This is a genomic window from Ruegeria sp. BHSA123, assembly GCF_059613425.1.
In genome coordinates this window covers 69,463-90,962 of record NZ_JBXWSL010000011.1, presented here as the reverse complement: position 1 = coordinate 90,962, position 21,500 = coordinate 69,463, and the positions used below count along the sequence as shown (strand labels likewise).

The following is a 21,500-nucleotide window of genomic DNA, read 5'->3' as shown; positions in this document are numbered from 1 at the left end:
CTATTTCCGGCGAATTCCTATCGGTTGGCCGATCTGCGAAGCCGGTCCCAGAGACTTATGGTCAACCACCATTTGCGCAAGACGCGTCGCTGCCCAATCCGGATAGGGTACGGATCGCCCGGTGCTGTGGCTGACATTCATGAAAAGCGCCTCTTGCGTCGCGCAAATCTCGTCAGTTTCTGCCAAAAGCATCTGCGCGAAATAATGTCCTCTCTTGCTGTCAGCATCCAGCATACGGAACCTGAAATAAAACGATGAACCGTCTTTGACCTCCTGCACGAAATGCAGATGAGACTGCAGGATGTAAGGCCCCTGCCCCAACGCCTTGACCTGCACCTCGCCCAACCCGAGATGATCAACCATCAGCTTTTCCAACGCCATGTCAAAGGCGACACCGTAAAACCCGACATTCATATGGCCGTTATAGTCGATCCATTCGGGCCGTACTTCAAAGCCGCGAATTTCCACCGGCGCGGCATACGGGCCATCATGCCCGCCAGGAGGTATGGTACTCGGCTGCATTTGACCCCCTTTACTGCGCGTCTTCATCGTCAAGTATTGCCACGGCCCGGACAAATCCGGCAGAGGCCCCTTTTATCTTGAAGGGGAAACAGGAAATCTCGAACCCTGAGGGCGGCAAATCTTCCAGATTGGTCAGCTTTTCCAAGTGGCAATACCCGATGTCCATCGACGCGCGATGGCCTTCCCAGATTATAGATGGATCTCGGGTCTCAGCGTATTCCTGGGCGGTGAGCGGAAACGGGGCATCCCAGCTCCAGGCGTCGGTGCCGGTGACACGCACGCCACGTTCAGTCAGAAAAAGCGTCGCCTCGCGCCCCATTCCACATCCTTTGACCAGATAGTCCGGCGCACCATAACGTGTCCCTGCAGCAGTGTTGACCACGACGATATCCAGCGGGCAAAGTTCGTGGCCGATGCGCTTCAATTCAGCTTCGACATCTGCCGCGGTAACGACATACCCATCCTCGAAGTGCCGAAAGTCCAGCTTGACGCCGGGGTTCATGCACCACTCCAACGGCACTTCGTCGATGGTTATTGCCCGTTCACCTTTGTTCATCGTGGAATGATGGTGATACGGCGCATCCAGATGCGTGCCGTTGTGGGTCGCGATCTGCAACCGTTCGATTGCCCATCCTTCACCGTTCGGCAGGTCTTGCCGTTCCAGACCCGGAAAGAAAGACATGACCTGTTCTGCCGTCTGATCATGGGTCAGATATTCAATTTGCGGCAACATGATTGGCGGGTCAGACACGATCCCGGTTTCCAACGGAACGGACAGATCGACGAAACGGCGTGCCATAAGAAATTCCTCCACCAACATCTACGACAGGGTTGGTCGAGCGCAAGCGCCTGTCAAGAAAAGAAAAAGGCGACCCATCTGGCCGCCTTCTTTGCTTGATATGTGTTGGTTTTACTCAGCCGCAACTGCGCTTTCGATCTTTTCGACGCGAATGGCCGAGAATTTGAACTCGGGGATTTTGCCATAAGGGTCGATGGCCGAGTTGGTCAGAATGTTCGCCGCCGCCTCAACATAGGCAAACGGGATGAACACCATATCCTCGGCAATCGCCCGGTCCGCGCGAACCATGATCTCAATCGAACCACGACGTGTGGTCAGGCGGATCATATCGCCCGGCTCGATTCCCATAAGCTTGAGCGTACGTGGATTCATCGAACAGTTCGCCTCCGGCTCCACCGCGTCCAGAACATTGGACCGGCGGGTCATCGAGCCGGTGTGCCAATGTTCCAGCTGACGGCCAGTGGTGGCGATCATCGGGTATTCCTCGTCCGGGGCCTCATCCGGCGGAATGACGCTGGCGGGAGTGAACTTCGCCTTGCCGCCCGAACGGGGGAAACCATCCCCGAACACGATGGCCTGACCCGGATCGGTTTCGCTGAGCGACGGGTAGGTAATCGTCTCGGTCTCCAGACGCTCCCACGTGATGTTGTCAAGCGACGCCATGGTCAGTTTCATCTCGGCAAAGACCTGCGACACATCGGTGTAGTCCCAATTCAGCCCGATGCGCTGTGCCAGCTCAACCGTGATCTTCCAATCTTCGCGCGCCTCACCCGGAGGGGTAACGGCAGGCCGTACACGCTGTACCTGACGGTTGGTGTTCGACACCGTGCCGTTCTTTTCATAGAGCGCCGAGGCAGGCAGGATGATATCGGCATAGTTCGCCGTCTCGGTCAGGAAGATGTCCTGCACGATCATCAGATCCAGTTTGGCCAGTGCCGCGCGGGCGTGGTTCACATCCGGATCGGACATGGCCGGGTTTTCACCCTGAATATACATGCCCTTGATGTTGCCCGCATATGCCTGATCGATGATCTCGGTCACCGTCAGACCCTTCTCGTTCGAAAAGTCATCCGAATGCCAGACATCATTGAACTTGGCGCGAACACCGTCGTCAGTCACCGACTGATAGTCCGGCAGGAACATCGGGATCAGGCCCGCATCCGATGCGCCCTGCACGTTGTTTTGCCCTCGCAACGGGTGCAGGCCTGTGCCGGGTTTACCGACATTGCCGGTCATCAGAGCCAGCGAAATCAGACAGCGCGAGTTGTCGGTGCCGTGAATATGTTGGCTGACGCCCATGCCCCAGAAGATCAGGCCCGCTTTGGCCTGTGCAAAGGTGCGGGCGACCCGGCGCAGTTGATCCGGTTCAATACCACAGATCGGTGCCATCGCTTCGGGCGTGAAGGCGCGCAGGTGCTCTTTCTCGGCCTCCCAGTTCTCGGTCCAGCGATGGATGTACTGGCTGTCATACAGCTCTTCCTCGACGATCACGTTCATGATTGCGTTCAGCATCGAGACATCCGCGCCAGGGCGGAACTGCAGCATTTCGTCGGCGAACTTGCGCATACCAACGCCTCGGGGGTCCATCACGATCAGCTTGCCGCCACGCTTGGCGAACTGCTTGAAATAGGTCGCCGCGACAGGGTGGTTCTCGATCGGATTTGAACCGATGATGATCGCCACATCGGCGTTCTCGATCTCGTTGAAGGTCGCCGTCACCGCGCCCGAACCCACATTCTCGATCAGCGCCGCAACGGATGAGGCGTGGCACAAACGGGTGCAGTGATCGACATTGTTGTGCTTGAAGCCCTGACGGATGAACTTCTGGAACAGATACGCCTCTTCGTTGGTACACTTGGCCGAACCGAAGCCTGCAACCGAGCGTGGGTCTTTGGCACGCAGGGCCATCAGCTTGGTCGCGGCCAGATCCATCGCCTCTTCCCAGGTCGCTTCACGGAAATGGGTCGACAGATCGCCCGGATCGACGTTCAGACCCTTGGCGGGCGCATCCTCGCGCCGGATCAGCGGTTTGGTCAGGCGGTGTGGGTGGTGGATGTAGTCAAAGCCAAAGCGACCTTTGACGCACAAACGACCTTCGTTTGCGGGGCCGTTGATGCCCTCGACATACTTCACCTTGCCGTCCTTGACCTTCAGCGACACCTTGCAGCCCACACCGCAGAACGGGCAGACGCTTTCGGTCTCGCTATCGTAATCCTTGCTGTCCCCCTGCTGCTGGTCGTCCAGCACGGTCGCAGGCATCAGCGCACCGGTGGGACAGGCCTGAACACATTCACCGCAAGCAACACAGGAGGAGGTACCCATCGGGTCATTCTGGTCAAACACCACCTGCGCCGTATGACCACGACCGGCCATGCCAATCACGTCATTCACCTGCACTTCGCGGCAGGCCCGAACACAAAGATTGCAGTTGATACACGCATCCAGATTGACACGCATCGCCACATGGCTGTCATCCAGCAGCGGGATTTTCTCGGCCTCTTTCGCAGGAAAGCGGCTGTTGCTGACATCGTTCAACTTGGCCATATCCCAGAAATGGCTGGATACGTCATGCGGCTGCTCGGGCTGGTCAGCCACGAGCAATTCCATCACCATGGCGCGCGATTTTTCGGCGCGGTCGGTGTCGGTCTTGACCACCATCCCATCGGCCGCCGGGCGGATGCACGAGGCGACCAAAGTACGCTCGCCCTCCACCTCGACCATGCAGGCGCGGCAGTTGCCATCGGGGCGGTATCCCGGTGCAGGCTTGTGGCACAGATGCGGGATCACCAGGCCCCGGCCATTGGCCGCTTCCCAGATCGTGGTGCCCTCGGGCACGGTGACGTCATCGCCGTTCAGGTTGAAGGTGACGGTCTTGGTTGGGCTTGCGTCAAGCATGGCTCTGTCTCCCTCAGATTTCGTCAGCGAAATGTTTCATGACCAGACGGATGGGGTTCGGGGCCGCCTGCCCCAGACCGCAGATCGAGGCATCGGCCATCACCTGGCACAAATCTTCCAACAGATCGGTATCCCACTTGTCGGCTTGCATCAGCTTGACCGCCTTTTCGCAGCCTGCCCGGCAGGGGGTGCACTGGCCACAGCTTTCATCCTCGAAGAACCGCAGCATGTTCAGCGCAGCATCGCGGGCGGTGTCCTGATCGGACAGAACCACAACGGCGGCAGACCCGATGAAAGTGCCAAGCGGCTGAAGCGTGTCGAAATCGAGCGGGACGTCGTCAATGCCCGAGGGGAGAAGACCTGACGACGGCCCGCCCGGTTGATACGCCTTGAACACATGGCCATCAGCCATGCCGCCGGCGGCATCAATCACATCAAGAATGGTCGAACCTGCGGGCAGTAGGTGAACGCCCGGCTTCGCCACACGCCCCGAGACCGAATAACTGCGCAGGCCCTTGCGGCCGTTCTTTTCAACAGAGTTCAGAATCTGCGGCCCTTCGCGGCAAATTTTTGAGACCCAATAAAGCGTCTCGACATTGTGCACCAAGGTTGGACGGTTAAAGACCCCAACCTGCGCCACGAACGGAGGACGATGGCGCGGCAGGCCCTTCTTGCCCTCAATCGATTCGATCATCGCGGATTCTTCGCCGCAGATATAGGCACCGGCACCCCGTCGCAGGTCGATGTAACCCTTTGCGACGATACCGGCATCTTCCAATGCCGCAATCTCACGACGCAGAATTTCCAGTACTGCCGGGTATTCGTCGCGCATGTAGATGAAACAGGTCTCGGCCTCGACCGCCCATGCCGCGATCAGCATACCTTCCAAGAAGACATGCGGTGTGCGCTCCAGGTAATAGCGGTCTTTGAATGTGCCGGGTTCACCCTCATCGCCGTTCACGGCCAGATAGCGCGGGCCGTCGTTCATGCGAACAAAGCCCCATTTCTTGCCCGACGGGAAGCCAGCACCGCCCAGACCACGCAGGCCCGAGGCCAGAACAGTTTCCTGGACTTCTTCCCAGTTCCCGCCGTCGCGCAGATCTTTCAGCTTGGTGTAGCCGCCGTTGGCCTCATAGGCCTCGAAGGTCTCATAGTTGGGCAGATGCGCATGGGTGTCCCCTGCCGCAATCGCCGACTGCACCTTTTCGGGGGTCGCATGGTCGATGTGGTTGTGGCCAATCTCCAATACCGGAGCGGTATCGCAACGCCCCATGCAGGGCGCGCGAACAACGCGAACTTCGGCAGGGTCCAAACCGTCTTCCAGCGCCTTCTGCAACTGCTGGGCACCGGCCATTTCGCAGGAGAGGGAATCACAAACCCGGATGGTCAATGCCGGAGGAGGCGTCTCACCTTCTTTCACCACATCGAAATGGGCATAGAAAGTCGCGGTCTCATAGACCTCGGCCTGACCGATCCGCATTTCCACGGCAAGCGCCGCAATATGGTCGGCGCTGATATGACCGTGTTCGTCCTGAATCAAATGCAAAAACTCGATAAGCAGGTCGCGGCGACGCGGGCGATCACCCAGCAGGCGTGTGATTTCAGCCTGCGCCTCATCCGTGAACTGACGGCCCTTGGGTGTGTGCCGCCCCTTGCCTTTACCTGACTTCCAGACGCCCTTGGGTGTGCCTGATGGCTTGGTATCTAATGGTGCCATGATGCCCTCCGATTGAGGTTCCGTCTCTCATCAGGCAAACATATCGTCAAATCGCTTTTCGCAATCGCACGATAACGACGCCTTATCACCGCAAAGAGGTCACCACATCCCGCAAAGCCTTGACGGTTGGCAGCTCGGGATCCCGGCTGAGGGTTGCCAGACAAATCGGTTTGCTGACAACAGGTTCAATCAGCGGCAACACTTTCGTTCCCTTCAAATCGCCCAGCGCGCGCACCAGAACCCGAGGGACAACCGTCGCCGCCAGCCCCTCCCGCACCATGACCATCGATGCCGTGAAACCGCTGGTTTCGGCAACGATATCTGGGTGCAGCCCCTGTTCGGCAAACACCCGGTCCAGAATTCGCCGGTTCTGCATCTGCGGCTCCAATAGGCTGAGCGGAAATTCTGCGACCTGCGCCCACGGAATCGGGCCGGTCTGGTCCGTCAAATGCGTGGGCACCAACAACACATAGGTTTCCTCGTAAAGGGGTTGAACCTGTCGGAAATCGGTACCGATGCTGTCACCATAGGTTACCCCGGCATCAAGGCTGCCTTCGTCCAGCCGGTGTTGAATTGCGGTGGCGGACATGGTTTCAATGCGTGTGACGATACGAGGATGCGCGTCACGCAGCCTTTTGACCAACCGCCCCGTGAAGGCGATTGCGGTCGGGATCACGCCAAGGATCAGTGTGCCCGTAATCTCGCCCTTGGCAGCAAGCACCTGCTGTTCCAGCGCCTTGGTGTCGTCCAGAATGCGCCGCGCCCGCTGGACGATCATCTCGCCCTCTTCGGTCAGCCCTTGAAAGCGGTTGGCGCGGCGGACGATGGAGACACCCAACCGATCCTCAAGATTGCGGATGCGCATAGAAAACGCAGGCTGTGAAATCCCGCACTCCTCGGCCGCCTTGGCAAAATGCCGATGCCGCGCCAAAGCGCTGAGCAGTTGCAGGTCGCGGATTTCGATCAAGGAAAGCTCCAATGCTGCGGATAGGGCAGGATACCCCGCTCACCCGACAGGAACAGCCCAATTGATCAGGTATTAAACAAAAAGTGCATCACATCGCCGTCCTTGACGATATAGCCTTTACCCTCTGCCCGCATCTTACCCGCCTCTTTCGCGCCGTGTTCGCCATTGGCAGCGACATAGTCGTCATAGGCGATGGTCTCGGCGCGGATGAAGCCCTTTTCGAAATCGCCATGGATCACACCTGCTGCTTGCGGTGCAGCGGTGCCGGTGCGGATGGTCCAGGCGCGGGCCTCTTTCGGGCCGACGGTGAAATAGGTTTCCAGCTTTAGCAGATCGTAACCGGCGCGGATCAGACGGTCCAGGCCGGGCTCTTCCAGTCCCATTTCCTCAAGGAACATCTGGGCTTCGTCCTCATCCAGCAGGCTGATTTCTTCTTCGATCTTGGCGCTGATAATCACATGGGCATTGCCCTGAGCAGCAGCCATATCGGCCACGCGGGCAGAGAATTCGTTGCCTTTTGCGGCGTCTTCCTCGGACACGTTGCAGACGTACAGAACCGGTTTGGTGGTCAGAAGTTGCAACATCGTCCACGCCTTGGCGTCTTCGTCGCTGACGTCGACCAGACGTGCGGGCTTGCCGCTTTCCAGCATGGCCTGCGCCTGGGCCAGCAGGCGATCCTGCTGCTGCGCTTCTTTGTCGTTGCCCTTCAGCTTGCGCACCAGATTGGTCCGACGCTTTTCGATGCTTTCCAAATCGGCCAGCATCAACTCGGTTTCGATCGTGTCAGCGTCCGCAACCGGATCAACGCGCCCGTCTACATGTGTCACGTCGCCGTCTTCGAAACAGCGCAGCACATGGGCAATCGCATCCGTTTCGCGAATGTTCGCCAGAAACTGGTTGCCCAGCCCTTCGCCCTTTGACGCGCCTTTTACCAGACCCGCGATATCCACAAAAGTCATCCGCGTTGGGATGATCTGTTTTGAGGATGCAATCGCCGCCAACTTGTCGAGGCGGGCGTCGGGAACCGCAACATCCCCGACATTTGGCTCGATGGTGCAGAACGGGAAGTTCGCGGCCTGCGCAGCTGCGGTTTTGGTCAGCGCATTGAAAAGGGTCGACTTGCCGACATTCGGCAGACCCACGATTCCCATTTTAAAGCCCATCACGGCCTCCTGCATAGAATACGATCGCAGCTTCTATGCAGGTCCGCCTGATTGCGCAAGGGATTGCTGGCGGCTCTTTGGCAGAGTCCATTTCGCCACATCACAAAATCGTTTGGAAAACGTGTTCTTGCCGAAATTGAAAAACGACGGCTACGAATACCAGTTAATAGCGCACGATCACTTTTTGTTTGCGGACACAGATGAAACACTTTTTTCTTGCAACCGTACTGGCGGCAACGGCCTGCGCGTCAGCCCAAGCCCAGACCGTTGTTTTTGGTGCCGGATACGCGGACTATTCTGAAGACACATCTGAAGATCAGGGTCTGATCTCGATCGAATACCACCACACGCCATTTCATCAGGCCACGCGGTTTCGCACCGGTTTGGGCGCGGCCCTAACCGTAGATGAGGATGGGGACACGCATATCGGCGCGGGCCTGATCGGGCAGTATGCGCTAAGCGATCGCTGGTTCGTGGAAGGCAGCGTGATGCCTGGGTATTATAACGCCAGCAACGACCTGAATGATTTGGGGGGCGATTTCCAGATTCGCAGCCTTTTGGGACTTGGCTATAACCTGAACAATGGCAATAGCGTGTCTGTCGCACTTACCCATAAATCCAACGCCAGCACAAATGACGAGAACCCGGGCGTGAATGCCCTGCTGGTACGCTATCATCTGGGCTTCTGATCCATTCCTGTCCGGGCGGGATTGATTTTCGGTCAAAGTTTCTGCACATCAGGTCGAAACCCGAGTGCAAGGACATCCGATGACCCGTATCGACGCCAAGTTCGCCGCCCTGAAAGCTGAAGGCAAGAAGGCCTTTGTCGCCTATGTCATGGCCGGGGATCCCGACTATGACACTTCGCTTGAAGTGGTCAAAGGCCTGCCTGGTGCTGGCGTGGATGTTATCGAGCTGGGCCTGCCCTTTACCGACCCGATGGCCGACGGCCCTACTATTCAGGCCGCAGGCCAACGTGCGCTTGAGCGGGGCATGACCTTGCAACGCACATTGGATCTGGCACGAACGTTTCGGGAAACGGACGATACAACCCCCATTGTCCTGATGGGGTATTACAACCCAATCTACAGCCGGGGTGTTGACGCGTTTCTGGCCGATGCAAAAGCGGCAGGGATTGACGGTTTGATCGTGGTGGACCTTCCCCCCGAGGAGGACGCAGAACTCTGCCTGCCCGCGCAAGCGGCAGGTCTGAATTTTATTCGCCTGGCGACCCCGACTACGGATGACAAACGCCTGCCACGTGTTCTGCAAAACACTTCTGGCTTTGTTTATTATGTCTCGATCACCGGGATCACTGGCGCAGCCGAGGCAGAAGCAACCGATGTTGGCCCCGAGGTTGCCCGCATCAAGGCCGCGACCGATCTGCCGGTGATCGTGGGGTTCGGGATCAACACGCCTGAGAAATCGCGCAATATTGCCTCGGTGTCGGATGGCGCGGTGGTCGGGTCAGCGATCGTCAGCCAGATCGGCGCAGGTAAACCTGTGGCCGACGTGCTGACCTTTGTGAAATCTCTTTCGGATGGCGCGCACAGCGCCTGATTTCGCAGCCAACATGCGAGAATGATGACCCGTCGCGGATACCGCGGCGGGTTTTTTGTGACCCTTCACTGTGACGTCAAGACATTGCAGCCTTGGGAATGAATTGGTAAGGAAAACTAACCAAAGTGAGCGGAGCCCTGTTTTCATGCCTGTGATCACCAATATCGAAGACCTCAAACGCATATATGAACGCCGCGTGCCTCGTATGTTCTATGACTACGCCGAAAGCGGCAGCTGGACAGAACAGACCTTTCGCGACAACAGCACCGACTTCGAAAAAATTCGCCTGCGCCAAAGGGTTGCGGTCGACATGTCCGGTCGGTCGACAACTTCGCAAATGATTGGCGAAGACGTTTCAATGCCCGTGGCGCTTGCCCCGGTCGGGTTGACGGGGATGCAACATGCAGACGGAGAGATGAAGGCCGCCAAAGCCGCCGAGGAATTTGGTGTACCCTTTACGCTGTCCACCATGTCCATCAACTCGATCGAAGATGTGGCCGGGTATACCGACAAGCCATTCTGGTTCCAGCTTTATACAATGAAAGACACGGACTACATCAACCGCCTGATCCAGCGGGCAAAAGATGCCAGATGTTCCGCACTGGTGATCACGCTCGACCTGCAAATTCTGGGCCAACGGCACAAGGACCTGAAAAACGGTCTGTCGGCCCCGCCCAAACTGACGGCAAAAACCATCGCCAACCTGATGACCAAATGGGTATGGGGCATTGAAATGCTGCGGGCCCAGCGGCGCGAGTTCGGCAACATCGTGGGGCATGTGCATGGTATTTCGGACGCATCGTCATTGGGGGCCTGGACCGCAGAACAGTTCGACCCCAGCCTTGACTGGTCCAAGGTTGAAAAACTGATGGAGCAATGGGGCGGGAAAGTGATCCTCAAGGGCATCCTTGATGCAGAGGACGCAAGGATGGCCGCCAAGCTGGGTGCCGATGCAATTGTCGTGTCAAACCATGGTGGGCGTCAGCTTGACGGCGCGCTAAGCTCAATTCGTGTCCTGCCCGAGATCATGGATGCGGTCGGTGGCGATATCGAGGTGCATCTGGACAGCGGCATCCGGTCCGGGCAAGACGTGCTCAAAGCCTTGGCGCTTGGGGCCAAAGGGACCTATGTTGGCCGCGCGTTTGTGTATGGTCTGGGTGCCATGGGTCAGAAAGGTGTCACCACGGCGCTTGAGCTGATCCAGAGGGAGCTTGACACTACAATGGCGCTTTGTGGTGAGAAAAACGTGGCCGCGTTGGGGCGTCACAATCTGCTGATACCTGAAAACTTCGGGGGCCGCTGGCAAGCGTAACCGGTCAAACAGGGGGGCTCTGCCCCCGACGCCCGTTCCGGGCGCCTCCCCCGGGATATTTTTGGCCAGATGAAGCTGGGGATCCTTCATCCGTCCGCCAGATCGACACTCCGGGATAGGCGGTGGAACCCAGCTGAACGCATGGCAAGATTACCTCTTTCCAAATCGGGTGAATCAAGCTAAGGACGCGGCTTCACGCGGGTATACAGCCTTGGAGGATGCCCGCCCTAACATTGGAGAATATATCATGGCTGGTGAGATTCCTGATCTCGTAGCTCTGGAACGGACGGGGACAGGCAAGGGCGCCGCTCGTCAGGCACGCCGCGACGGCATGGTTCCGGGCATCGTATTTGGTGGTGACAAAGATCCGTTGCCAATCCAGATCCCGTTCAACGTCCTGTTCAAGCGCCTGAAAGCGGGCCGGTTCAAGTCGACCTTGTGGAACCTGAAAGTTGAAGGCCACGATGACGTGCGCGTCATCTGCCGCGACGTTCAGCGTGATGTCGTCAAAGACCTGCCGACCCATCTGGACCTGATGCGCCTGCGCCGGACCACCAAGATCGCGTTGTTCATCCCCGTTGAGTTCATCAATGAAGGGGTGGCCCCTGGCATCAAAAAGGGTGGCGTTCTGACCGTTGTCCGCCCGGAAGTCGAACTGATCTGCACCGCCGGTGACATTCCTGAAAAGATCACTGTTGATCTGACCGGTCTGAACATCAATGACGTCGTGACCATTTCGTCGGTTGAACTGCCTGAGGGCACCAAACCGACCATCGATCGTGACTTTGTGATTGCCAACATCTCGGCACCGACTGGCCTGTCCACCAGCGACGACGATGAAGATGGTGAAGTTGCAGCCGATGAAGTCGAAGTTGTCAGAAAAGAAGAAGAATAAGTCTGGAACAATGTTTCCGACTTTGAAGCGGGGCTCGGGTGAGCCCCGTTTTTTTTTGCGGGTTCAGTCATCAGGCCTGACTGGATTTCCTGGCAATTTCCGGGCATGAAATGGCTTTGGAGCTACAGAGGCAAAACGGAAACATGAAGCTGTTTGTTGGATTGGGAAACCCGGGCCAGAAATATGCCCGGAACCGGCACAATATCGGGTTCATGGCCCTGGACCGGATCGCAGAGGATCACGGGTTTGGCCCCTGGAAATCGAAGTTTCAGGGCGAGATTTCGGAAGGTCGACTTGGCACCGAGAAAGTCCTGCTGTTGAAACCGCAAACCTACATGAACCGTTCGGGTCAATCCGTCGGCGAGGCGATGCGGTTTTACAAGCTCGACTCCACCGACGTTGTTGTGTTCCATGACGAGCTGGACCTTGCTCCGGGCAAGCTGCGTGTCAAGGCAGGGGGCGGGCACGCCGGGCACAACGGTCTGCGCTCGATCCATGAGCATATCGGGGCGGCTTATGATCGCGTGCGCCTTGGGATCGGGCATCCGGGCCGCAAGGAAATGGTGTCGGGATATGTCCTGAACGACTTTGCAAAATCCGAAGCCGAATGGCTGGACGACGTTCTTTGGGGTGTTTCGGACGGAGCACCCTACCTGGCACAGGACGAGGGCGGCAAGTTCATGAATGCGGTTGCATTGCGCACTGCCCCGCCGCGATCATCAAAGAACGCTGCCCCAAAAACCGACACACCTTCAACAGGCGCACCCGACGCCGCGGACGATGACCGGTCGGCGATGCAGAAGCTTTTGGACAAATTCAGGTAGCACGTCGGCCTCTTTCCGTTACGTAGAGGTTGCGGAATGTGATCTCCCGCGTTCCAATACCGCCCAACTAGGGAGGCAATGCGATGAAATCCATCTTGAAGTGGGTGCTGCGCATCGTGCTGGCGCTGGTTCTGGCCGCCACTGCCGTCGGGCTGTGGAAACGCGAAGAGTTGCAGCGCCTTTTGGCCGTAAACTCTTTATTTTCTGAAGAGAAGATCGTTCACAATTTCTCGCACATGGACGAAGCTTTTCTAACCGTGAACCTGCCGCGTGGCGACGCACCTACCTGGGACCTGCCTTATGGCGAAGGGTTCGAGCTGCCGGAGGGAACCGACAGCTGGATCGATGAACGCGCGGTCACGTCGTTGCTGGTTATGCAGGACGGCAAAATCAGGTTCGAGGAATATTATCTTGGAACCGGGTCTGATGACCGGAGGATTTCCTGGTCGGTCGCCAAAAGCTATCTTTCGGCGCTTTTCGGTATCCTGCTGCAAGAGGGTGCAATCGGGTCGTTGGATGACCCGGTTGTCAAATATGCGCCCAAACTGAAGGGCAGCGCGTATGAGGCTGCATCGATCCGCAACGTGCTGAACATGGCAAGCGGCGTGACGTTTGATGAAGATTATCTCGACCCAAATTCCGACATCAATCGGATGGGGCGTGTGGTTGCGCTGGGTGGTGAGTTGGACGATTTCGCAGCCTCGCTGCGGGACAGCTTTGCGACGCCGGGTGAAACCTGGCAATACGTGTCGATCGACACCCATGTTCTGGGCATGGTGATACGCGGTGCGACCGGGCGGAACGTGGCAGACCTTCTGACGGAAAAGATACTTCAACCGTTGGGGCTGGAGCGGGACGGATACTACATCACTGATGGTGCAGGGGTCGCTTTTGTTTTGGGTGGCCTCAACTTCACCACGCGTGATTTCGCCCGGTTCGGACAAATGATCCTTCAGGACGGCATCGCGAACGGAAAGCAACTGGTTCCTGCCGAATGGATTTTCGAAGCCACCCAACCCAGCGCACCGACCGCACAAGGAGAGATCGGGTACGGGTATCAATGGTGGATTCCCCGCGGCGCACATGAAGGAGAGTTTCTGGCCCGCGGTGTCTATGGTCAGTACATCTATTTCAACCAGCCCAGGGGCGTTCTAATTGTGACAACTGGTGCAGACAGGCTGTTCCGTGAACCCAGCGTAAATGATCTTAACATCGAAATGTTCCGCAAGATTGCGGAAAGTCTGTAAGATGCCATTATGCAGAAACAAGACAGTGTAAATGTACTGGGTGGCTTTTTGGCCCCTTGCTCACGCGACCCTTTGACAGGGTTTTTCCGGGATGGCGCGTGCAATACCTGCGCCGAGGATCAGGGTAGTCACACAGTCTGCGCCGTGATGACAGCCGAATTTCTGGCGTTCTCAAAATATGTGGGTAATGATCTGAGCACGGCACGGCCCGAATTCGGCTTTCCCGGCCTTCGCCCAGGTGACAGCTGGTGTTTATGTGCAAGCCGGTTTTTGCAAGCTCATGACGAAGGATGTGCGCCACAGGTTCATCTGGAGGCGACACATCAACGCGCGCTTGAGATCGTACCGCTCGACATTCTGCTCCAAAACAAGGCGAAGACCTGACGGACTCCCAAAATAGCACACGGCGGATTCAGAATGCCATTTGCCAGATCAGGCTGACACTGTAGTTTTCAAATCCGCTTTCACCGATACCATCATAGAACAGATTTGCGGCCAGAAGGCTGTCGTTTTCCAGTCGGTAGTCAAAACCCAGATCAGCGCGTGCACGGGCCGTATCCCCTATCGGTGTCACGCCAGGAACAGTGCCTGTGCCGGATGTTGTGCTCCAAATACCAGATAGACCACCGGTCAGCATCATCTGACCGCGCGACACTTGGATTGGATGGCTGAAATCCATGCCCAACCGTGCGGTGGTCAGGCTGAAATCCTGCTGCGGAATCAGGTTGCCCAGACTATCAGTATAAGTCTCCTGATTGTCGCTGGCATAGCTGATGTCCAGCAACGGCATAAGCGTCAGGTTCCCGCGCTTCATCTCTCCGGTTACGCGCGACTGGATCAGCCAGCGCTCGCTATCGAAACTGTCGGTATAGGTGCCCAGCGGTGAAATATCGTTATCGGCCTGACCGTACAGAACGCGCCCCTCGAAAAACACCGGCTGGCTAGGTAGTTTTGCGACGACATAAGGCCCGACCAGCCACCCTGTGCCATCCACGCTGGCCGGGCCGTTTTCGGTTTCGGCATAGTCGATCTGCAACATGGCACCGATCAGAAGGTTCGAGTTCACCCAGCCATGCGCCCCCACCACGGCCAAGGCATAAGAACTGTCGTAATCGTTTTGCGAGCTCCAGTTACCGGACAGATTGAACCAGACCGGTTGAGTTGGATCACTTGCAAATTTCAGATACCCCGATCCCTGCGTCACTGATGAGTCCAACGCACCTGATCCCGATTGCTGAAGAAACTGCGTCAACTCTGGCTGATTGGTCACAAGGCTGTTGGCCCGGGCGTTCTGAAAGGCCTGCACCAGTCGCTGTGTATCCGTTACGCCCTGTTGTGTGCTGACCCTGTTGGATGCAAGATTCAGGTTCCCGGCGGCATCAGAAAAAACGCCAGCGGGAATAAACAGCTCAATTGTACCGTTATTTTGCGCAGTCAACGTTGCGACATAATTGGTTCCGGACCCTGTCAGGGTGGCTGAAGCATTGGTAACCGACAAGTCGCCCACTGTGAAATCTGTGCTGGGTTCACTAAGTGTGATCACCGCTTGGAACGTACCGTTGCCGATTGTTGTCAGTGCACCGATTGAGGCCGTCGGCTGCGTCGTGTCGGCCAAAGTCCGCGTGTTGATAATCTGGGTATTCGTGACGCCGGACAGCGCGATTTCATAAAGGTAAAGCGGCCCTCCGACGGTTTCGCGCGCGGTGAACATGACTCCAAGATAGCCATCAGTGGCGTAAGTGGAGTCCGCTCCGTTCTGGCTGAGTATCGTCGCGCCAATATACCCCAGATTGGCCAATCCTGCCGGCGTTATAGCAGGTTGAGTCAAAACACCATTGTTGAAATAGAACGATCCTCCGGGGCCTTCTCCCGAAACGCCCAAAGACATAAACGCTGTTGCAGTGCCTTGGAGATTGGAAAAGAAAATCTGCCCGCCGTTAGGTGTTGCGACTGTCTGGGACGGAAAGGACGGGTTGCCAAATGCCAGACCCTCTTTGACGCTTCCCATCAAAAGCGCGGAAACCAGAAGACAGAGACATGACAGCCTCGTGATTGCGGACCAAACCATATTACCTCCTACAGCACCGCGTGGGTGCCAAACACCAGAGTGCCCGGGGTCAAAATCACATCCCAAGCAGCGTCATCCTTGCCCCGTCTTCGCAGAGACATCCCCAGAACCGGCGGCAAATCGCCGGTTAATGAGAAGTTAATTCAATTGGAAGACGCTGTATAGAACGCTGCGGGATTCAACTAGGGCGTGCGGACCACACAGTGTTGTTGGAACAACCGGGTTTTGACCTGAACCAACTCTCAGACAGCTTGAAACACCCAATTTTTACTGTGTCGTCGCGTGGAGAAAGAACCGTGAGACAGGCAGCGCTTGAAATTCGTCTGCAAAGACAGAAGGGACATAATCGCTGTCAGTTCAGCATTTTTGCAACAGTGTGGCTCCAGTTGCTACACTGACCACCATTTGGAAACCTTCTGGCACAAGTTGAACAGGGCGATATCGCTTGTGGACGATTCTTTGCACGGGCTCCATCGGGTCCAAAAGGATCGCTTGCGAGGGCGAGCACGCGTGACAAAACCGGATGCCGCGCCAGGGCAGGAACAACATCCGGCTGCGCCCGGCAATACAGCAATCAGATTCGAAAGCCATTTCAAAGGGGCATTACAATCACGGGTGGACCGAAGGGTTTTCCCCGCTGCTTGTTCGATCAAGATTGTCAACCGGGGCATATAGCCCCGGTGCGGTCCTGGTTGAAATCACCCTGCAGTGCGGCCTTCGGTGTCGGACATGTCGAAGTTCAGGTATTTTGCGACGGTCTGAACATCCTTGTCACCGCGTCCGCACATATTCATGCAGATCAGGTGGTCCTTGGGCAACTCGGGCGCGATCTTCATGACATGCGCCAGGGCGTGACTGGGTTCCAGCGCCGGAATGATACCCTCGGTGGCACAGCACAGCTGGAATGCCTCAAGCGCTTCCTTGTCGGTAATCGAGACGTAAGTCGCGCGACCAACCTCATGCAACCAGGAATGTTCGGGCCCGATACCCGGATAGTCCAGACCGGCCGAAATCGAATAGCCTTCCAGAATCTGCCCGTCATCATCCTGCAGCAGATAGGTGCGGTTGCCATGCAGAACGCCCGGACGACCGCCTGTCAGCGAGGCGCAATGCTCCATCTTTTCGTTTACACCTTTACCGCCAGCCTCAACACCGATGATGTTGACGGCCTTGTCATCAAGGAAAGGATAGAACAGGCCCATCGCATTCGAGCCGCCACCGATAGCCGCAATGATCGTATCGGGAAGACGGCCTTCGGCCTTCATCATCTGCTCTTTGGCTTCCTTGCCAATGATCGACTGGAAATCACGCACCATCGCCGGGTATGGGTGCGGACCGGCCACTGTTCCGATGCAGTAGAACGTATCGCGCACATTGGTCACCCAGTCGCGCAGCGCGTCATTCATCGCGTCCTTCAGCGTACCACGTCCCGAAGTGACCGGGATCACCTCGGCCCCCAGCAAGCGCATACGAAACACGTTCGGGGCCTGACGTTGCACGTCATGGGCACCCATATAAACGATGCATTTCAGACCAAATTTCGCACAGACCGTGGCTGTCGCGACACCGTGCTGCCCTGCCCCGGTCTCGGCAATGATCCGGGTCTTGCCCATGCGTCGCGCCAGAATGATCTGGCCCAGCACGTTGTTGATCTTGTGTGCGCCGGTGTGGTTCAGCTCATCGCGTTTCAGATAGATCTTCGCCCCGCCCAGATGCTCGGTCAGGCGTTCCGCAAAATACAGAGGCGAGGGGCGGCCCACATAGTTGGCCCACAGATCATCCATCTCGGCCCAGAAGGTCGGATCATCCTTGGCTTTGTTGTATTCCTCTTCCAGTGACAGGATCAGCGGCATCAGCGTTTCGCTGACAAAACGCCCGCCGAATATGCCAAAGCGCCCTTGCTCGTCAGGGCCGGACATGAAGGAATTGAAAAGATCGTTGGCCATGGGTGTCTCCCTCGTCGTACCTGACTGTCATAGGTGGTCGTCGCGGGATTTGCCATGGCAAAACGCACCATATTGCCCCCTTGCGGAGGCAAACAAAATCAGCGTGTCGCGTCAATAAATGCCTGTATCAGTCCCGCGTCCTTTACGCCCGGCGCGCTTTCAACACCCGACGCCACATCGACTTGCCGCGCACCAGTCATGCGGATCGCCTCAGCGACATTGTCCGGGTTGAGACCACCGGACAACATCCACGGCCTGCGCCAGTATTTGCGACCTGCCAGCAGCCGCCAGTCAAAAGGAAGACCGTTGCCTCCGGGAAGTTCCGAATTCTTCGGCGGCTTTGCATCGATCAGAAGCTGGTCTGCAACTTCGGAATACAGATCAATCGCTGCCAAGTCCTCGGCCTCCGCCACACCGATCGCCTTGATGACGGGCAGGCCATAGCGCTGCTTGACCTCTGCCACACGCTCGGGGCACTCTCCGCCGTGAAGCTGCAACATATCCAGCGGAACCCCAGCGACAATCTCATCAAGCTGCGCGTCCGAGAAATTCACGGCCAGAGCGACCTTGGCAACGCCGACTGGTACTTCGGCGGCCAAGGCCGCGGCTTGCGGTATTGGTGCGTAACGGGGCGATTTGGGAAAAAAGTTGAACCCGACATAGCGCGCGCCGGCTTCAACCGCAGCACGCACATGTTCTGATGCGGTCAAACCGCAGATTTTAACGGATACATCGGTAGACATAAGCCTCAGCTGGCCTCGTCGAGTAGGGCCAGAATATCATCCTTACCCTCGTTCTGCTTTTTCTTGAGCTTCTTGACTTCGCGTTCAAGCTTGCGGACCTCGCCTTTTTTCACGGTCGCATCGCGGCGGTGTTTATGTTCCCGCAGCCATTCCCACATGAAACCGATGATCAAACCGGCGACAACGCCACCGAGAACGACCAGAAAAAGCGGTAAAGAGGTACTGACGTTAAAGCCCAGAAGCTCGGCCAGAGCATCGGGCATCAGTTTCAGTTCAACAGACTGAACATTCGCCAAGGACACGGAAATCAGAACGATCCCGAGAGTCCCAAGAAAAGCATATCGAAGGTAACGCATCATGAGGTCAGGCTTTACCGTTCAAACGATCCCTGAGCAACTTGCCAGTTTTGAAAAATGGTACACATTTTTCCTCGACCTGAACGGTTTCACCGGTACGGGGGTTGCGCCCTACGCGGGCATCCCGCTTTTTCACCGAAAACGCGCCAAAGCCACGCAGTTCGACCCGGTCGCCGCGCGCCATGGCATCGGTGACTTCTTCGAACACGGTGTTCACAATCCGCTCGACATCACGCTGATAGAGATGCGGGTTTTCGTCAGCGATTTTCTGAATCAGTTCTGAACGGATCATTCGAGATACCCTCCCAGGCAGCCGGTGTGACAGGTCTACTGTTTTGACAGTATAGGAAAAAACCCAGAACGGGGGAACGGATACTCTGCGTGTTGATGCCTTATTTTGCCATATTCTCACGGGAAATTTTGCCCGACAGGCCGATTTACACACTTCAAGCGCGAACAATATCGAGTTTTAGCAGTGTGTTTGGAACATGTTGATTCGCAACAAAAACGGCCCCGCACTTCCATGCGAGGCCGTAAATCATACTTGGGATGCGCCCCGGGCTTAGTCGCCCGACTTCAGCGCTGCACCCAGAATGTCGCCCAGCGACGCGCCCGAGTCGGAAGAACCGTACTGTTCCACGGCTTCTTTCTCTTCGGCGATCTCGCGTGCCTTGATCGACAGGCCCAGACGGCGGGTCTTGCTGTCAACGTTGGTTACGCGGACATCAACCTTGTCACCGACCGAGAAACGCTCGGGGCGCTGTTCGGAACGGTCACGCGACAGGTCGGAACGGCGGATGAACGACTTCATGCCTTCGTACTCGACCTCGATGCCGCCATCTTCGATTGCGGTCACTTCGACAGTGATGACCGAGCCACGCTTCACGCCGCCAACGGCTTCTGCGAACTTGTCACCACCCAGAGCTTTGATCGACAGCGAGATACGTTCTTTTTCGACATCCACTTCCGAGACAACGGCCGAAACCATGTCGCCTTTGCGGTAGTTCTGGATTGCATCCTCGCCACGTTCGTCCCAGGACAGGTCCGACAGGTGAACCATGCCGTCGATGTCGCCCTCGAGGCCAATGAACAAACCAAATTCGGTGATGTTCTTGACTTCGCCTTCGACCTCGGTGCCCTCGGGGTGTGTTTCTGCAAACACTTCCCATGGGTTGCGCTGAGTCTGTTTCAGGCCCAGAGACACGCGGCGTTTGGCGCCGTCGATTTCCAGAACCATGACGTCGACTTCCTGGCTGGTCGAGACGATCTTGCCGGGGTGGACGTTTTTCTTGGTCCAGGACATCTCGGACACGTGCACCAGACCTTCGACACCGGCTTCCAGTTCGACGAATGCGCCGTAGTCGGTGATGTTGGTGACGCGACCCTGATGGACCGAGCCCAGCGGGTACTTGGCGGCAACCAGATCCCACGGATCTTCCTGAAGCTGCTTCATGCCCAGGCTGATGCGGTGAGTGTCTTTGTTGATCTTGATGACCTGAACCTTGATGGTTTCGCCGATCGTCAGGATCTCAGACGGGTGGTTTACACGGCGCCATGCCATGTCAGTGACGTGCAGCAGGCCATCAACGCCGCCCAGGTCAACAAATGCACCATATTCGGTGATGTTCTTGACCACGCCCTCGACGTTCTGACCTTCGGTCAGGTTGCCGATGACTTCGGCGCGCTGTTCGGCACGCGATTCTTCCAGGATTGCGCGACGCGACACAACGATGTTGCCACGGCGGCGGTCCATTTTCAGAATCTGGAACGGCTGCTTCAGACCCATCAGCGGGCCTGCGTCGCGTACGGGGCGTACGTCAACCTGCGAACCAGGCAGGAATGCAACTGCGCCACCCAGATCGACGGTGAAGCCACCTTTGACGCGGCCAAAGATTGCACCATCGACACGCTGGTCGTCGGCATATGCTTTTTCCAGACGATCCCATGCCTCTTCGCGGCGGGCCATCTCGCGCGAGATGACGGCTTCGCCACGGGCGTTTTCTGCGGCACGCAGGTAAACTTCGACCTCGTCGCCGACAGCGATTTCAGGGGCTTCGCCGGGATTTGCGAATTCTTTCAGATCAACGCGGCCTTCCATTTTATAGCCGACGTCGATGATGGCTTGACCGGCTTCAATCGCCAGGATCTTGCCTTTGACAACAGAACCCTCTTCGGGCGTGTCCATTTCGAAGCTTTCGTTCAGGAGGGCTTCGAATTCCTCCATGGATGTGTTAGCCATGTGGCGTTCATTTCCTTTACAGTACGTTTTTGCTGGCCGAGCGGTTGTCTCCGCCGGTCTTGTTTCATGACGTCTTCAGGCGTGATCCGGTGCGCCCCGAGCAAACAAACACAAAGGGCCGAGTTAACCCGGCCCTGCTCAGAAACGTCATCCGGACGTTGACCGCCCTTGTATCGACAGCGCGCGTATAGGCTGAATCTTGAACCGGTGCAAGTGCAAAGCCTATGGTGCGCGGCAGCGCGCGCAG

General features: G+C 57.0%; 19 protein-coding genes. 7 read left to right on the top strand and 12 right to left on the bottom strand.

Annotation, left to right across the window (positions count from 1 at the left end):
• The 6 genes from AC2FNC_RS08615 to ychF form a co-directional block, all read right to left on the bottom strand.
• On the bottom strand, positions 1-522 hold the full coding sequence (locus AC2FNC_RS08615) for a thioesterase family protein (RefSeq protein WP_480554522.1): 522 nt from the start codon (positions 520-522) through the stop codon (positions 1-3).
• Positions 523-532: 10 nt separating this feature from the next.
• Positions 533-1,321, bottom strand: coding sequence for a cyclase family protein (locus tag AC2FNC_RS08610; protein ID WP_480518762.1), 789 nt, complete (start codon positions 1,319-1,321; stop codon positions 533-535).
• A gap of 111 nt (positions 1,322-1,432) precedes the next feature.
• Positions 1,433-4,216 carry a formate dehydrogenase subunit alpha gene (gene fdhF, locus AC2FNC_RS08605; RefSeq protein WP_496715067.1) on the bottom strand — a complete coding sequence of 928 codons (2,784 nt, stop codon included), beginning with the start codon at positions 4,214-4,216 and terminating at the stop codon, positions 1,433-1,435.
• Between the two features lie 13 nt (positions 4,217-4,229).
• Entirely contained in the window at positions 4,230-5,933 is a 1,704-nt protein-coding gene (locus AC2FNC_RS08600) for an NAD(P)H-dependent oxidoreductase subunit E (protein ID WP_496715065.1), read from the bottom strand.
• 85 nt (positions 5,934-6,018) lie between these two features.
• A complete protein-coding gene (locus AC2FNC_RS08595; RefSeq protein WP_480476813.1) occupies positions 6,019-6,900 on the bottom strand; it encodes a LysR family transcriptional regulator in 882 nt (293 codons plus the stop codon).
• 65 nt (positions 6,901-6,965) lie between these two features.
• On the bottom strand, positions 6,966-8,063 hold the full coding sequence (gene ychF / locus AC2FNC_RS08590) for a redox-regulated ATPase YchF (protein WP_496715062.1): 1,098 nt from the start codon (positions 8,061-8,063) through the stop codon (positions 6,966-6,968).
• 200 nt (positions 8,064-8,263) lie between these two features.
• Between ychF and AC2FNC_RS08585 the strand changes: the two genes are divergently transcribed.
• The 7 genes from AC2FNC_RS08585 to AC2FNC_RS08555 all read left to right on the top strand — a co-directional run bounded on the left by AC2FNC_RS08585 (position 8,264) and on the right by AC2FNC_RS08555 (position 14,285).
• Positions 8,264-8,752, top strand: coding sequence for an acyloxyacyl hydrolase (locus AC2FNC_RS08585; protein WP_496715061.1), 489 nt, complete (start codon positions 8,264-8,266; stop codon positions 8,750-8,752).
• 79 nt (positions 8,753-8,831) lie between these two features.
• Positions 8,832-9,623, top strand: coding sequence for a tryptophan synthase subunit alpha (gene trpA / locus AC2FNC_RS08580; protein WP_480518752.1), 792 nt, complete (start codon positions 8,832-8,834; stop codon positions 9,621-9,623).
• A gap of 145 nt (positions 9,624-9,768) precedes the next feature.
• Positions 9,769-10,935, top strand: a complete 1,167-nt coding sequence (locus tag AC2FNC_RS08575; RefSeq protein ID WP_480546307.1) for an alpha-hydroxy acid oxidase — start codon at positions 9,769-9,771, stop codon at positions 10,933-10,935.
• Positions 10,936-11,182: 247 nt separating this feature from the next.
• Positions 11,183-11,830 (top strand): 50S ribosomal protein L25/general stress protein Ctc, encoded by a 648-nt coding sequence (locus tag AC2FNC_RS08570; RefSeq protein ID WP_480473778.1) that lies wholly within the window; start codon positions 11,183-11,185, stop codon positions 11,828-11,830.
• Between the two features lie 143 nt (positions 11,831-11,973).
• The gene (pth, locus tag AC2FNC_RS08565; RefSeq protein ID WP_480518747.1) at positions 11,974-12,654 is read left to right on the top strand and encodes an aminoacyl-tRNA hydrolase; all 681 of its coding nucleotides are present in this window, start codon (positions 11,974-11,976) and stop codon (positions 12,652-12,654) included.
• A gap of 83 nt (positions 12,655-12,737) precedes the next feature.
• Entirely contained in the window at positions 12,738-13,901 is a 1,164-nt protein-coding gene (locus AC2FNC_RS08560) for a serine hydrolase domain-containing protein (protein WP_480473779.1), read from the top strand.
• A gap of 9 nt (positions 13,902-13,910) precedes the next feature.
• Positions 13,911-14,285 (top strand): DUF2237 family protein, encoded by a 375-nt coding sequence (locus AC2FNC_RS08555; protein WP_480473780.1) that lies wholly within the window; start codon positions 13,911-13,913, stop codon positions 14,283-14,285.
• 28 nt (positions 14,286-14,313) lie between these two features.
• Here AC2FNC_RS08555 and AC2FNC_RS08550 read toward each other — a convergent pair whose 3' ends face one another.
• The 6 genes from AC2FNC_RS08550 to rpsA all read right to left on the bottom strand — a co-directional run bounded on the left by AC2FNC_RS08550 (position 14,314) and on the right by rpsA (position 21,253).
• Positions 14,314-15,969, bottom strand: coding sequence for an Ig-like domain-containing protein (locus AC2FNC_RS08550; RefSeq protein WP_496715057.1), 1,656 nt, complete (start codon positions 15,967-15,969; stop codon positions 14,314-14,316).
• A gap of 698 nt (positions 15,970-16,667) precedes the next feature.
• Entirely contained in the window at positions 16,668-17,915 is a 1,248-nt protein-coding gene (gene trpB / locus AC2FNC_RS08545; RefSeq protein ID WP_480473782.1) for a tryptophan synthase subunit beta, read from the bottom strand.
• Between the two features lie 98 nt (positions 17,916-18,013).
• On the bottom strand, positions 18,014-18,658 hold the full coding sequence (locus tag AC2FNC_RS08540; RefSeq protein WP_480473783.1) for a phosphoribosylanthranilate isomerase: 645 nt from the start codon (positions 18,656-18,658) through the stop codon (positions 18,014-18,016).
• 5 nt (positions 18,659-18,663) lie between these two features.
• Positions 18,664-19,014 (bottom strand): lipopolysaccharide assembly protein LapA domain-containing protein, encoded by a 351-nt coding sequence (locus AC2FNC_RS08535; protein ID WP_209505811.1) that lies wholly within the window; start codon positions 19,012-19,014, stop codon positions 18,664-18,666.
• 7 nt (positions 19,015-19,021) lie between these two features.
• Positions 19,022-19,306 (bottom strand): integration host factor subunit beta, encoded by a 285-nt coding sequence (ihfB, locus tag AC2FNC_RS08530; RefSeq protein ID WP_050603110.1) that lies wholly within the window; start codon positions 19,304-19,306, stop codon positions 19,022-19,024.
• Between the two features lie 270 nt (positions 19,307-19,576).
• Entirely contained in the window at positions 19,577-21,253 is a 1,677-nt protein-coding gene (gene rpsA, locus AC2FNC_RS08525; RefSeq protein WP_480473784.1) for a 30S ribosomal protein S1, read from the bottom strand.
• Between the last annotated feature and the right edge of the window lie 247 nt (positions 21,254-21,500).

Excerpts from the sequence above, each read along its gene's own strand:
- AC2FNC_RS08535 (WP_209505811.1), bottom strand. The coding sequence starts at position 19,014 with ATGCGTTACCTTCGATATGCTTTTCTTGGGACTCTCGGGATCGTTCTG.
- AC2FNC_RS08575 (WP_480546307.1), top strand. The coding sequence starts at position 9,769 with ATGCCTGTGATCACCAATATCGAAGACCTCAAACGCATATATGAACGC.
- rpsA (WP_480473784.1), bottom strand. The coding sequence starts at position 21,253 with ATGGCTAACACATCCATGGAGGAATTCGAAGCCCTCCTGAACGAAAGC.
- AC2FNC_RS08585 (WP_496715061.1), top strand. The coding sequence starts at position 8,264 with ATGAAACACTTTTTTCTTGCAACCGTACTGGCGGCAACGGCCTGCGCG.
- AC2FNC_RS08600 (WP_496715065.1), bottom strand. The coding sequence starts at position 5,933 with ATGGCACCATTAGATACCAAGCCATCAGGCACACCCAAGGGCGTCTGG.
- fdhF (WP_496715067.1), bottom strand. The coding sequence starts at position 4,216 with ATGCTTGACGCAAGCCCAACCAAGACCGTCACCTTCAACCTGAACGGC.
- pth (WP_480518747.1), top strand. The coding sequence starts at position 11,974 with ATGAAGCTGTTTGTTGGATTGGGAAACCCGGGCCAGAAATATGCCCGG.
- ihfB (WP_050603110.1), bottom strand. The coding sequence starts at position 19,306 with ATGATCCGTTCAGAACTGATTCAGAAAATCGCTGACGAAAACCCGCAT.
- AC2FNC_RS08555 (WP_480473780.1), top strand. The coding sequence starts at position 13,911 with ATGCAGAAACAAGACAGTGTAAATGTACTGGGTGGCTTTTTGGCCCCT.
- AC2FNC_RS08540 (WP_480473783.1), bottom strand. The coding sequence starts at position 18,658 with ATGTCTACCGATGTATCCGTTAAAATCTGCGGTTTGACCGCATCAGAA.
- trpB (WP_480473782.1), bottom strand. The coding sequence starts at position 17,915 with ATGGCCAACGATCTTTTCAATTCCTTCATGTCCGGCCCTGACGAGCAA.
- AC2FNC_RS08560 (WP_480473779.1), top strand. The coding sequence starts at position 12,738 with ATGAAATCCATCTTGAAGTGGGTGCTGCGCATCGTGCTGGCGCTGGTT.
- trpA (WP_480518752.1), top strand. The coding sequence starts at position 8,832 with ATGACCCGTATCGACGCCAAGTTCGCCGCCCTGAAAGCTGAAGGCAAG.
- AC2FNC_RS08570 (WP_480473778.1), top strand. The coding sequence starts at position 11,183 with ATGGCTGGTGAGATTCCTGATCTCGTAGCTCTGGAACGGACGGGGACA.
- AC2FNC_RS08615 (WP_480554522.1), bottom strand. The coding sequence starts at position 522 with ATGCAGCCGAGTACCATACCTCCTGGCGGGCATGATGGCCCGTATGCC.
- AC2FNC_RS08610 (WP_480518762.1), bottom strand. The coding sequence starts at position 1,321 with ATGGCACGCCGTTTCGTCGATCTGTCCGTTCCGTTGGAAACCGGGATC.
- ychF (WP_496715062.1), bottom strand. The coding sequence starts at position 8,063 with ATGGGCTTTAAAATGGGAATCGTGGGTCTGCCGAATGTCGGCAAGTCG.
- AC2FNC_RS08550 (WP_496715057.1), bottom strand. The coding sequence starts at position 15,969 with ATGGTTTGGTCCGCAATCACGAGGCTGTCATGTCTCTGTCTTCTGGTT.